The organism is Bartonella sp. MM97QHHN, assembly GCF_042194285.1.
GTDB lineage: Bacteria > Pseudomonadota > Alphaproteobacteria > Rhizobiales > Rhizobiaceae > Bartonella.
Genome location: NZ_JBHIMS010000022.1, coordinates 44,509 through 57,534, shown reverse-complemented (window position 1 = coordinate 57,534; position 13,026 = coordinate 44,509). Strand labels below are relative to the sequence as shown.

The 13,026-nt window shown below is 37.3% G+C and carries 9 protein-coding genes; 2 read left to right on the top strand and 7 right to left on the bottom strand.

The genetic code is table 11. From position 1 onward, the window contains the following. The first annotated feature begins 216 nt into the window (after positions 1-216). Positions 217-990, top strand: a complete 774-nt coding sequence (locus ACFIJW_RS00665) for an NAD kinase (protein WP_375632808.1) — start codon at positions 217-219, stop codon at positions 988-990. Between the two features lie 146 nt (positions 991-1,136). After that, positions 1,137-2,540 (top strand): DEAD/DEAH box helicase, encoded by a 1,404-nt coding sequence (locus ACFIJW_RS00660; RefSeq protein ID WP_375632806.1) that lies wholly within the window; start codon positions 1,137-1,139, stop codon positions 2,538-2,540. A gap of 60 nt (positions 2,541-2,600) precedes the next feature. On the opposite strand, the gene gltX is transcribed toward ACFIJW_RS00660, so the two are convergent. The 7 genes from gltX to ACFIJW_RS00625 form a co-directional block, all read right to left on the bottom strand. Continuing rightward, positions 2,601-3,974, bottom strand: a complete 1,374-nt coding sequence (gene gltX / locus ACFIJW_RS00655; RefSeq protein ID WP_375632804.1) for a glutamate--tRNA ligase — start codon at positions 3,972-3,974, stop codon at positions 2,601-2,603. Between the two features lie 10 nt (positions 3,975-3,984). Continuing rightward, entirely contained in the window at positions 3,985-5,646 is a 1,662-nt protein-coding gene (locus ACFIJW_RS00650; protein WP_375632802.1) for an NAD+ synthase, read from the bottom strand. A gap of 120 nt (positions 5,647-5,766) precedes the next feature. Then, positions 5,767-7,146, bottom strand: a complete 1,380-nt coding sequence (locus ACFIJW_RS00645; RefSeq protein ID WP_375618353.1) for a class II 3-deoxy-7-phosphoheptulonate synthase — start codon at positions 7,144-7,146, stop codon at positions 5,767-5,769. Between the two features lie 68 nt (positions 7,147-7,214). Then, positions 7,215-8,606, bottom strand: coding sequence for a glutathione-disulfide reductase (gene gor / locus ACFIJW_RS00640; RefSeq protein ID WP_375632800.1), 1,392 nt, complete (start codon positions 8,604-8,606; stop codon positions 7,215-7,217). Positions 8,607-8,810: 204 nt separating this feature from the next. Continuing rightward, entirely contained in the window at positions 8,811-9,380 is a 570-nt protein-coding gene (locus ACFIJW_RS00635) for a DUF2059 domain-containing protein (RefSeq protein WP_375632798.1), read from the bottom strand. Positions 9,381-9,458: 78 nt separating this feature from the next. Continuing rightward, a complete protein-coding gene (gene rpiA / locus ACFIJW_RS00630; RefSeq protein ID WP_375618356.1) occupies positions 9,459-10,190 on the bottom strand; it encodes a ribose-5-phosphate isomerase RpiA in 732 nt (243 codons plus the stop codon). A 482-nt stretch (positions 10,191-10,672) separates the two neighbouring features. Further along, the gene (locus ACFIJW_RS00625; protein ID WP_375632796.1) at positions 10,673-12,931 is read right to left on the bottom strand and encodes a ComEC/Rec2 family competence protein; all 2,259 of its coding nucleotides are present in this window, start codon (positions 12,929-12,931) and stop codon (positions 10,673-10,675) included. Between the last annotated feature and the right edge of the window lie 95 nt (positions 12,932-13,026).

The window sequence follows — 13,026 nt, the reverse complement described above, 5'->3', positions numbered from 1 at the left end:
TCTTAACTTCAATGCTAAATTATCATTCTAATAAAAAAATTACTTGTTTGTGATTTATCTAACGACGCATTCCTTTTACTTTTTAATGATACTTTACCTTGAAATAACTTCTCTTTATTCAATGCTCTTTTTATTATAAAAAGAGCATTTATTACAACTTCAAAACTCTCATAAATAAGTTACAACATAAATTATAAGTATCAGGATAATTTTTAAATGGCTACATTACCAAGTCGCTTTCATTTTATTTCCGCAGAAACTGAGGAGGCTATCAAAGCTACCCATAAATTAATTTCCGTTTATGGTCATTCTTCTCTGGAAGAAACTGATATTGTTGTTGCAATCGGTGGTGATGGGACAATGTTACAAACCGTACGAGATGTCATGAACACAGGCAAACCTATTTATGGCATGAATCAAGGTTCTGTAGGATTTCTTATGAATGAATTTCATGAAAAAAAATTGCCCAATCGTATTGCTGTCGCACATAAAAAAGAAATCCATCCCCTGCGCATGATTGCAAAATCTGAATGTCAAGATTCTATCGAGGCGCTTGCAATTAATGAAGTATCCCTCTTTCGGCAATCTTATCAAGCGGCAAAAATTCGCATCACCATTGATAACAACGTACGAATGGAACAATTAAGTTGTGATGGTGTCCTCGTCGCTACACCAGCTGGATCAACCGCCTATAATTTATCAGCACAAGGACCTATCTTACCTCTTATGGCTCCCCTTATGGCCCTCACTCCCGTTAGCCCTTTTCGCCCTCGGCGTTGGCATGGAGCTTTGCTTCCCAATACAGTAACAGTGCGCTTTGATATGCTTGAACCTGACAAACGCCCTGTAAACGCTGCTGCAGATAATATTGAAGTTAAATCTGTCCATTCAGTTACTATTTCAATGGCAACAGAAGTAACAGCTTCAATCCTTTTTGACTCAAATCATTCATGGGATGAGCGCATTTTATCAGAACAATTTCGCTATTAATGATTGTATTATGCGTTTTATATGTATATGATTGTTATAGTTAGTTTTTTTGTGAAAACATCTTAACACTTTTAAAGAGTGTAGAATATTGGTTATAATCATCATTTAGATAGCGCAGTTAAAATCACAGAGCAGTTGATAAAAAAATGATACCATCTTTAAACAGTTTTGATGATTTAGGTCTTTCCGCAAAGGTTATTAATGCGGTGAAATCAGCGGGGTATACATCTCCGACACCTATTCAAAGTGAAACAATTCCGCATGTCCTTCAAAGAAAAGACGTTTTAGGAATCGCCCAAACGGGAACAGGTAAAACCGCCTCTTTCGTATTGCCTATGCTCACTCTCCTTGAAAAAGGTCGTGCAAGAGCACGCATGCCCCGTACGCTTATCTTAGAACCAACAAGAGAAATTGCAGCTCAAGTTGAAGAAAATTTCGATAAATACGGCATAAATCATCGTTTAAATGTTGCTCTTTTGATTGGTGGCGTTTCTTTTGAACTCCAAGATCGCAAACTTGAACGGGGAGCTGATGTTCTTATAGCAACACCAGGGCGCCTTCTTGATCATTGCGAGCGCGGTAAACTGCTCCTGATGGGCGTTGAAATCCTTGTGATTGATGAAGCTGATCGCATGTTGGATATGGGCTTTATTCCTGATATTGAACGCATCTGTAAACTAACCCCTTTTACGCGTCAAACTTTGTTCTTTTCTGCAACAATGGCGCCAGAAATTACAAAGCTAACGAAACAATTTTTACATTCTCCTGTATCTGTTGAAGTTACAAAAGCTTCCTCAACAGCTACCACAATTACACAACGGCTTGTCAAATCTGGAAATAAATCATGGGATAAAAGAGCGGTTTTACGAGAGCTGATCCAAAATGAAGGTGCAGAGCTTCAAAATGCAATCATTTTCTGTAATCGAAAGAGAGATATCTCTGAACTTTTTAGATCGCTCATCAAACATAACTTTAATGTAGGGGCACTTCATGGAGATATGGACCAATATTCGCGCATGAACACCCTAGCTGATTTTAAAAATAATAAACTTACACTTCTTGTTGCTTCTGATGTTGCTGCCCGCGGTCTCGATATTCCAGCTGTAAGTCATGTATTTAACTATGATGTTCCTACACATGCTGAAGACTATATCCATCGAATTGGTCGTACAGGGCGTGCAAATCGCAGCGGAAAAGCCTTTACAATCGTTACAAAAGCTGATCAAAAATATATCAATGCCATCGAGGAAATGAGTAATGAAAAAATTGAATGGCTCAATGGAGATCTTTCAACTTTAATAGCCGATGCTCAAACAGAAGATATTGTTGTAAAGAAAAAATCTTCAAAATCATCAAAGAAAACTGCTCCAAAAGAGCCTGTTGCTCACACTAAAAAATCTGTAGAAGAGAATAAAACAGAATATATCAAAAATGCAAATAATAAGGAGAAGCCATCTGAGCAACAACGCTCACGAAAAAATAAGAATTACACGCCCCTTGGATTTGGTGATGATATTCCTGCATTCATGCTCATAAAGACGCGTAGATAGACTCGTCCTTTACTCTCTGTAAGCATAAAGTAAATAAAAGATGCCTTTTAAAAGTTTCTCTTATTTCTTAGAGAGTCTTTCTATTACCTTTTCACGCCCTAAAAGCTGCAAAAGCTTTCCCATTTCAGGTCCATGATCCATGCCCGTAAGTGCTTGACGTAATGGCATAAATAAGAACTTTCCTTTCCGACCTGTTTTTTCTTTTAATGCTGTTGTCCAAATTTTCCAACTTTCCTCATTCAAAGCACCTTCAGGTAAGAAATCGAGTGATTGACGCACAAATACACGATCCTCTAGTGCCACTGTATCAAAATTCTGTTCATCATGAATGATTTTCCACCACAAAACAGCATCATTGACTTTATCAATATTGCGTCTTATCGCGTTCCAGAAATATTCCGCCTTATCTCCCTCAATAGAAAGTTTTTTAAGGCGCATTTTAACGTCCTCATAACTTAGTTCATGGACAAGATGACTATTCAAAGAAAGAAGATCAGCAATATCAAATTTTGCAACCGATTTTGATGTATCTTGTAAATTAAAATGCTCTAAAAGCGCTGCTTGATGGGGATAGGGATGTACATTTTGTGATGTCCCAATCAAAACGGCAAGGCATTGAACAGCTATAGATTCAAATCCTTTTTCCCGTAGAGAACGAATAGAAAGATCATTATTACGTTTTGAAAATCCTTTTCCTAAAACTGTCGCCAATAAATTGGTATGAGCAAAAACCGGTAATTCTGCATTAAGAGCTTTAAAAAGAGCAATTTGAGCGCCTGTATTTGTAATATGATCATCCCCACGAATAATATGCGTAATAGCCATATCTACATCATCAACAATAGACGGCAATGTATAAAGATAGCTTCCATCTTCACGAATAAGAACAGGATCTGAAAGAGAAGCCAAATCAATCGTCTGCTTTCCCTTTATTGCATCATTCCAGCAAACTTCTGTTCGCTTTGTTTGTAAAGGATCACTTTCAAAATTAGGAAGAAGAAAACGCCAATGGGGTTTACGACCTTGAGATTCAAAGTTTTTTTTCTCTTCTGCTGTCAATTTTAATGCTGCACGGTTATAAATAGGAGGCAATTTGCGTGAAAGCTGGATTTTACGACGCCGCTCTAATTCTTCTGCAGTCTCATAACAGGGATAAAGAAGCCCGCGTTGTTTGAGAATTTCTGCAACTTCATCATATCGATTAAATCGCTTAGATTGGTAATAAATTGAATCTGGTTGAATACCAAACCATTCAAGATCAACAGCAATAGCATCAATATATTCTTGTTTAGAACGTTCAACATCTGTATCATCATAGCGCAAAATAAATTCTCCTTTATGCGCTTGCGCATAAAGCCAATTGAAAAGTGCAATACGGATATTGCCAATATGAATATAACCTGTTGGAGAGGGAGCAAAACGAACTTTAACCATAACATAATACTCAATTTTTATCGCGAAAATGATTGACTATAGGATAGCGACGATCGCGTCCGAAATTCTTGTAACTGATTTTTACACCGGGTGCAGATTGTCGCCTTTTATATTCAGCACTATAAAGAAGCTGTTCAATTTTCTCAACAATTTCCCGTGAATACCCACGTTGAACAATATCACCAATACTCATGTCATTTTCTACAAGAGATTGCAAAATATCATCTAGAATAGGATAAGGTGGAAGTGAATCTTCATCTTTTTGATTTTCCCGCAGCTCTGCAGAAGGCGCTTTTTCTATAATATTGGATGGAATGACAATTCCTTCTGGTCCTCTCAAATTGTGCAAGTGATTTTTATTGCGCCACTCAGCTAATGCATAAACCTGCATTTTATAAATATCTTTAAGAGGATTAAACCCGCCATTCATATCCCCATACAATGTTGCATATCCCACAGCCATTTCTGACTTATTGCCTGTCGTTACCACCATTGAGCCGAATTTATTTGAAAGCGCCATTAAAAGTGTACCGCGTATACGACTTTGAAGATTTTCTTCTGTGACGTCAGAGGATAACCCTGAAAAAACAGGTGCCATTGTCTTTAAAAAAGCCTCAACAGGTTGTGCAATCGGTATGATTTCATAACAACATCCCAAAAGATCAGCACATTCTTTGGCATCTTTTAATGATTCTTGCGAAGTATAATGATAGGGCATCATAATGGTGCGAACCCTCTCAGCACCAAGAGCATCCACCGCCATTGCTGTACACAGGGCTGAATCAATTCCTCCTGAAAGACCAAGAATAACATCCTTAAAGCCGTTTTTATTAACGTAATCTTTCAACCCTAAAACACAAGCTTGATAATCGGCCGCTAATCCATTGAGAAGACTTTCTTTAGGACCTGAAATACAGTGCCATCCCGTCGTTGTTTTTTGCCAATGGCTTAAAGCAATATGGCTATCAAAGTGTTTCATTTGAAATATCTTTTTGCCTTGTCCATTCAAGGCAAAAGACCCGCCATCAAAAACGAGCTCATCTTGACCACCAACTTGATTAGCATAAATAATTGGCACCCCAGATCGTAGGGCTTGCGTATGAACAACATCTATACGTTTTAAGGTTTTATTACGATAGTAGGGAGATCCGTTAAGGACAAGAATAATTTCCGCTCCTTTATTACCAAGCTCCGCACAAAGTGAAGAATCATTCCAAATATCTTCACAAATCACTATTCCTAGTCCTACCCCACGATAGATAAGAGGCTTAGGTCGTGGTCCTGAAGAAAATAAACGCTTTTCATCAAATTCAGCATAATTAGGTAAATCAAACTTCAAACTTTCGGCAATGACTCGCCCTTCATCAAGAAGCATGACACCGTTGTAAATATTGCCATTGCGTCTTAATGGAAGTCCAATGACAATTCCTGGTCCGCCTACGGTTATCTTTGCTAATTTCTCAACAGTCTCTTCACATGTTTTTGTAAAAGCAGGTTTTAGAACAAGATCTTCCGGCGAATAAGCGCTTATAAAAAGTTCCGTGAATAAAACAAGATCTGCCCCCTCTTCTTTGGCCTTTTGATGCGCCATGACAGCTAAAGAAAAATTCCCCTCAATATCACCGACAATAGGATTTAATTGAGCAATTGATACCCGAAAATCATTTTTCATAAGCCTTTGTATCATTTCATCAGTTTAGTAACCACAACTTTATTCTTCATCATCGGAAATATCATTTTTAAAAATTCTCTTCTGCCATAATGACCTAAAAAAATATTAGGCAAATTTTTGCTACCCCCCAGCAGCAATTGCTAACGAGTCAGTCACGCGATTTTTTTTAAGGAGTTCAGCAACAAGAAAAGCCAATTCTAACGCTTGATCTGCATTTAACCGTGGATCACATTGCGTATGATAACGATCAGATAAATCGTCCACAGAAATGGCATGTGCCCCTCCTGTACATTCAGTAACATCACGACCTGTCATCTCAATATGAATGCCTCCTGGATAAGTTCCCTCTCCACGATGCACTGCAAAAAAATTCTCTACTTCTTTTAAAACATAATCAAAGGGACGCGTCTTATAACCATTGGCAGTAATTGTATTGCCATGCATTGGATCACATGACCATATAACCGCACGCTTCTCGCGTTCAACGGCACGGATGAGTTTAGGCAGATAACTTTCAACTTTATCATAACCAAAGCGCGTAATGAGAGTAAGCCGCCCCAGCTCGTTTTCAGGATTTAAAATATCAATTAATTTTAAAAGCTCATCAGACTCAATGGAAGGACCACATTTTAATCCTATAGGATTCTTAATGCCGCGACAATATTCAACGTGAGCATGGTCAATCTGACGCGTACGGTCACCAATCCATAACATATGACCAGATGTTGCATACCAATTTCCTGAAGTTGAATCAATCCGAGTCAAAGCCTCTTCATAACCAAGCAACAGTGCTTCATGACTGGTATAAAAAGATGTTTCACGCAATGAAGAATGTGTTTTGGATGTAATCCCTATAGAACGCATAAAATCAATTGCTTCAGAAATACGCTCTGCCAATAATTCATAACGTTCTCCCTGCGGACTGTTAGAAACAAAACTCAACATCCATGTGTGAACATTTTCTAAATTAGCATAGCCACCTTGTGAAAAAGCACGCAATAGATTAAGTGTTGCCGCAGATTGGCGATAAGCCATAGACATCCGTTGCGGATCTGGAATACGAGAACCTGCTTCAAATTCAATGCCATTAATAATATCCCCACGATAAGCAGGAAATTCAACTCCCTCTTTTCTTTCAATATCAGAAGAGCGAGGCTTTGCAAATTGACCAGCAATACGACCAATTTTAACAACCGGTTTAGAACTACCAAAGGTCAAAACAATCGCCATTTGCAAAAATACACGAAAAAAATCACGGATATTATCAGCTTCATGTTCTGCAAAGCTTTCGGCACAATCACCACCTTGCAATAAAAAAGCTTGTCCTTTTGCAACAGCTGCTAATTCATTTTTTAAATCACGTGCTTCACCGGCAAAAACTAAAGGAGGGTAACTTCTCAGTTTTCGTTCAACATCTTCTAACATAGACTTATCCGGATAAGTCGGAACTTGTTTAATTGGCCTTGTTCTCCAAGAGTCAGGTGCCCATTCTTTTATCATTACACTCTCTCTAAAGATTAATCTTACAGATTGGCATATCAAAAGCTTTTTACCGCAATATATGCTGTTTAACTTTCTATTTTCTTCCCATTTTCATATATATAACTTGGTTTATACATCGTTACCAATTCTTCTGCCATCGTTGGATGCACTGCCATCGTTTCATCAAAGATATCCTTCGTCAGCTTTCCTTTGAGAGCTATCCCAATAAGCTGTGCCATCTCACCAGCGTTTTCCCCTAAAATATGAGCGCCCACAACAATACGGCTTTCACCATCAACAATGAGTTTCATAAGCATTTTCTCTGAACTACCAGAAAGAACATTACGCATAGGACGAAAAACTGTACGATAAATTTCAAGACGCTTATAACGCTTTACCGCCTCCTCTTCTGAAAGACCAACCGTTCCAATCTCTGGCTGTGAAAAAACTGCTGTTGTAATTAAATCATAATCAGGTGTTGTTGGAATATTCTCAAATGCTGTCTTAACAAAACACATTGCATCATGAATCGCAACAGGTGTTAATTGAATATGACCTGTTACATCACCAACAGCCCAAATATGGGGGATATTTGTTGTCATTTTCTCATCAACAACAACTGCACCAAATTCATTCACCTTAACACCTGCCCGCTCAAGTCTTAAACCCATTGTATTTGGTACACGCCCCGTAGCCAACATAATCTGATCGGCTCTGATTATTTTCCCATTTGATAAAATAACTTCATAACAATTTTCTGCAGCCTGCACTTTAGAAATTGTTACACCATAGAGAATAGAAATCCCTTTTTCAGTCATTTCATCGCTGAGCAATTGCCGCAAATCATGATCAAAACCACGAAGGATTAAATCACCACGATGGAGCAGCGTTGTTTTTACACCTAATTCATGAAAAATATTAGCAAATTCAACACCAATATACCCTCCACCAACAATGACTATTGATTTTGGGAGTTGATCAAGGTCAAAAATCTCATTAGAAGTGAGGCAAAATCCACCGCCTTCTATGGAAGTATTTGGTGCAACTTTTGCCCCTGTTGCAATCAAAATTTTTTCTGCACTGACCCGCTCACCCGTGGCAGAAAGCTCTAATGTGTGATCATCTACAAAAGTAGCACGACTTTCATAAATATGCACATTGTTATTCTCTAATCCCTTACGATACAGCCCTTCTAACCTTGATATTTCTTTATTTTTAGCTGCAACCAACTTTTCCCAACTAAAAATTGGATCCGCATATTTCCACCCAAAACCAACACTTTTCTTAAATTCTTTTACATATTGTGATGCATAAACATAAAGTTTTTTGGGAACACAGCCACGAATAACACAAGTGCCCCCTATACGATATTCCTCTGCTATAGCGACCCGCTTGCCAAGACCTCCAGCAAGCCGTGCTGCACGCACTCCACCAGAACCACTTCCAATAACAAATAAATCAAAGTCAAAAGAGCCCACGAATTATTCCTTCTTATACATCTGCAAGAGTAGGCTAAGATCTTTTATTATCAAATGAAAGTCTTTTTTTCTTTTGAAGAAGCCTTTTTTATAAAGCAGCATTCTAAAAGGACTTATTCTCATTAAAATATTTAAAACGGCGGGAAAACCGCCGCTATTTTAAAAATCAGAAATTGCCCATTGGTTGTCATGATATCAATCAAGCTATTTTTTATTTCCTGAAGATTCTGATTTTATAGGCACATTTGTAGGCATCGTAGAATTATTCAAATTAAGTGTTTCAGACATCTCTTTTCTCACATTTTCTACAAGATCCTGCATAAAAGCAGTACGCCATATATCAAATGCTGAGTAAGAATCACGTGCGATATTGGGAACTTCTGTCAAAAACTTTTTACCGGTATCAGAATTATAAAATGTTGTTATTGCATCAAGCTCTTTTTGAGTAAAATATTTTGCATATACATGAGCAATCTCTTTTTCTAGATCAGAGCGCCTTTTAATTAAAGCAAGCGCCTGCTTATCAACAATATCAGAAATATCCGCTGCCAAGTTTGGATCATCCCTCATCAGTACAGTTTTAAGATCTTCTACCGCATTTGGTAAAAAACTATCAAACTGATCCGTTGCGTGAATGGCACTTATAGCTTTTCTAGCTGAATCTAAATGTTGATCGCTCACACCTTGTGCATAAGCCATTCCAATATTCACAACAAAAACGACAACTACACCCAAATATACGACAAAACGCTGAAAAGAAAATATTATTTTCATTTAATGATTACCCCGATCGCTAATTATAATTTTAATTCGTTATTCTACCTAAAATCTTTAAGACCCTTTTTTACTGTGCTAACATATCGTCATGAAACTGTCTTCTCTAAAATCAAAAGATTCTAAAATTTTTGTTTGACCATCAGCCATAGCGACAATTGCACGTGAAGCCAACCCCAAAAAAAGTCCATGCTCAACAACACCAGGAATAGCAAGAAGTGCATCCGATAATGGTTTTGGTTGCAAAATGCAGCCCCAAAATGCATCAAGAATAAAATGGCCACCATCTGTTTCAAAAGGATTTTTTCCATTCATTCGCAATGCAATTTTTCCAGAAAGCCCTAAATCATCAGCAACTTTTTCAATGGCTCTGCATGTTGTGTGGATACCAAATGGATTAACTTCAATTGGTAGTGCAAAAGCACCAAGTCTTTTTACCACCTTTGTTTCATCCGCAATGACAAGCATTGCACGAGATGCCGACGCTACAATTTTTTCATACAACAATGCTCCCCCTCCCCCTTTAATGAGCATCATCTCAGGACCAATTTCATCTGCTCCGTCAATATCAAGATCCAGCTCAGGTATTTGTTCTAAAGTGCTAACAGGCACTCCAAACTTATGACAGAGTTGTTCAGAATATTTTGAAGTAGCAACACCAGTCACCCGCAAACCATCCGCAACACGCTCACCTAGAAGACGAATAAATTCATTGACTGTCGAACCAGATCCGATTCCAAGCCGCATACCATCTTCCACAAACTCAAGCGCTTTAATAGCTGCCATTTTTTTTAACTGCTGAACATTCATGAATGACTTTGCCTTCTATCCGTATAAGCAGCATTAATCACCCCTATTACCACCGATAATAATGATAATAAAAGATAACCTCTTGACGCAATCTATTTAAATTGACCATCATCTTTTGCTTGAAGAGATGTTACTCGTTATAGAAATATTTGATAAGAATAAAATAGAATAATCAACAATTATCTTTTTTATTTCTTTGAGAATATTTGTTAGCATTTTTCTCATTCAATAAGAATTTTTGATTTATTTTGTGCTATCAATAGGATGCACAAAAATGCACATATCAATTTTTTTGAAAAAATTAAAATGATCAGATATAAAAAATCATCTATTTCTAGAAAACTGTAGATTATTATCTCATTTCAATGACGTTGATAAACTTACCAATTTAAATACCGTAAAATATTATGAGAAAAGTCTTCTGTTATTTTTTGTTTTGTCATTATCCAAATGTGAAGCAAAATATGACTGATTATATGTTTTTATGAACGCTGTCTGTGCATATTCCATGGTCTATGAAACCCTAGCGAAGACCAAATAATATCTCCACCTTTGGTCATCATAACGCTTCCTCGTGATAACAATTGTTGAGGTATAAATATTGTTTTTGCCTTCTTGTAACAAGTTGGATTATGCATCACAAATGTCTGAATGAGAATATCTGCCTCTACACATTGACCTGTTTCTCTCTGTAAAACGATCACTTTTAATCCATTATCCAATAAAGATGTACATACATGATAATCACAAATAAATTGTCCGTGCAACGAAGGACCATATTTTGTTGGTTTAATCGTTTCCTTCACACGAAATGACTTTTTCCATATGGATGTCGTGAACTTAGAAATATGGTAACGATCAATATATAACTTTTTATCATGGATAACGCCCACGAGACGCATATTATCTGCTATAATCAGTTGTACAGGTGAATGCATTACACAAATAGAAATACCTGCCAAAATAAACAAACTAAAAAAGAGCCGGATGGGTGTTTTGCAAAAAGTCAGTCCAACCAAGCCTATACTCAATAAAACTAACGCTGATAACGGCATAAAACCAGGATTCAAATCAGGAGAAATAGCCTTGATAGCATGTGCAATCTTTATTACAAGATCAACTCCAAAACCCATAATTTGAAGAGGAAGCCATTCGAATCCTCCTAACATTGCAAGAACTGCGATTAATCCAAAGGGAATGACAAAAATTGAGATGACAGGCAAAGCAAAAGCATTACTGATAATGCTCAACGATGCCATATTAGAAAAATGATAAGCAGCATAAATTCCACTTGCACTCCCTGCAACAAAGGAAGAAGCACATGTTGAAAGCATCGATAAGAAAACAAAATTTATCACTCCTCCTCCAACATAAGAGGGAGTTGTTTTTCTTTTACGAAAAAATGACCTTCCACTCCACCAATCAAAAAAAGCGATCAAAGCAGCAGTCGCAGAAAAGGACATTTGAAAGCTAGGACCTAATATTTCATGGGGTGTCATCGCTAGAGTTATCAACCCTGCAATGGAAAAATTACGCATTGTTATAGCAGAGCGATTACACAATATAGCAACCAACATAACAGCAATCATCACAAAACTTCTTTGCGCTGATATTGCTAAGCCCGACAATAACAAATAAAAAGCTGTTATCATAAAAGCAACGATAGCAGCAAATTTTTTACTGGAATAATAGGAAGAAAAAACTGGAAAAAATGCTAAAAAACTACGGATACTCAAAAGAACTATGCAGCTTAACAACGCCATATGTAAACCTGATATTGATAAAATATGAGCTAATCCAGCTGTACGTAATGCTTCATTTGTCTCATTTGAAATACCAGCACGCTGCCCTGTTATGAGGGCAGCTGCAACACTCCCCTTTTCTCCTTCAAGGGCTATACGGATTCTTTGTGTCATCTTCGTGCGTAAATTTTCAATTTTCTGTAGAATGATAGCGAATATTCCATCAGGCTGCGAAACGGATATTTTTCTTGGTTTTCCTAAATAAACGCCTTGTGCTCCAATTCTTTTAAAATAATTATGAAAACTAAAATCGTAGCCTCCTGGACGCACCGGCCCAGAGAATGCACGAATCTTAACTTTTCCATGCAATCCATCACCAATCGCTAAGCCAGATGGCAAATATCTTGCCGATAAACGAACACGATGAAGACTATGGCGTAATACGGGATTTTCTGTATTCAAAATATCCAAAACTAAACGAAATCCTCCTTTGGCACCTGACTCAATAGAAACAATTCTTCCCGTCAATGTAGTGACAATGTCACTGCTTAGCATGGGTGTTGCAATACGCCACGTTTCTATTTTTGCCGCTAAAACACCCAATATAATACAAAACAGAAACCCCACGGGAATCCATATTTTTCGATAAAAACGTGCAACATAGAATATTCCCAGAAAAATACTGACCAACGCCCCCAATTGTCCCCAACTTGGTTCCCACTCTAAATGAAAATAGAAAATGATTCCTAGGGCAAAAAAGACTAAAATCAGCGAAAAAAGGATACCAAAAGAAACTTCTTTATTAATACAATCTTCTAACCATTTGCGAAAAAAAATGATTACTTCTTTTAAGAGTGTCAATAAAAAAAGTTTTTGTTGATTATAGCTACCGTTCTTTGCATCATCATACCTAGAAAAAACACTCTGCCCTATCTGACATGGCTTTTTTCTTTCTGTAACAGATTTTTCGGATAAACCCTCTTTACTTTTATAAAACATCAGTCCCCCACTTTAACTCGCAATACGGCTATTGCACGCCCCATCACTTATGCTAACATGACTTTTCTATAAAATTCCATAAGTAATATCTTAGT

Excerpts from the sequence above, each read along its gene's own strand:
- ACFIJW_RS00665 (WP_375632808.1), top strand. The coding sequence starts at position 217 with ATGGCTACATTACCAAGTCGCTTTCATTTTATTTCCGCAGAAACTGAG.
- ACFIJW_RS00660 (WP_375632806.1), top strand. The coding sequence starts at position 1,137 with ATGATACCATCTTTAAACAGTTTTGATGATTTAGGTCTTTCCGCAAAG.
- gltX (WP_375632804.1), bottom strand. The coding sequence starts at position 3,974 with ATGGTTAAAGTTCGTTTTGCTCCCTCTCCAACAGGTTATATTCATATT.
- ACFIJW_RS00650 (WP_375632802.1), bottom strand. The coding sequence starts at position 5,646 with ATGAAAAATGATTTTCGGGTATCAATTGCTCAATTAAATCCTATTGTC.
- ACFIJW_RS00645 (WP_375618353.1), bottom strand. The coding sequence starts at position 7,146 with ATGATAAAAGAATGGGCACCTGACTCTTGGAGAACAAGGCCAATTAAA.
- ACFIJW_RS00635 (WP_375632798.1), bottom strand. The coding sequence starts at position 9,380 with ATGAAAATAATATTTTCTTTTCAGCGTTTTGTCGTATATTTGGGTGTA.
- rpiA (WP_375618356.1), bottom strand. The coding sequence starts at position 10,190 with ATGAATGTTCAGCAGTTAAAAAAAATGGCAGCTATTAAAGCGCTTGAG.
- ACFIJW_RS00625 (WP_375632796.1), bottom strand. The coding sequence starts at position 12,931 with ATGTTTTATAAAAGTAAAGAGGGTTTATCCGAAAAATCTGTTACAGAA.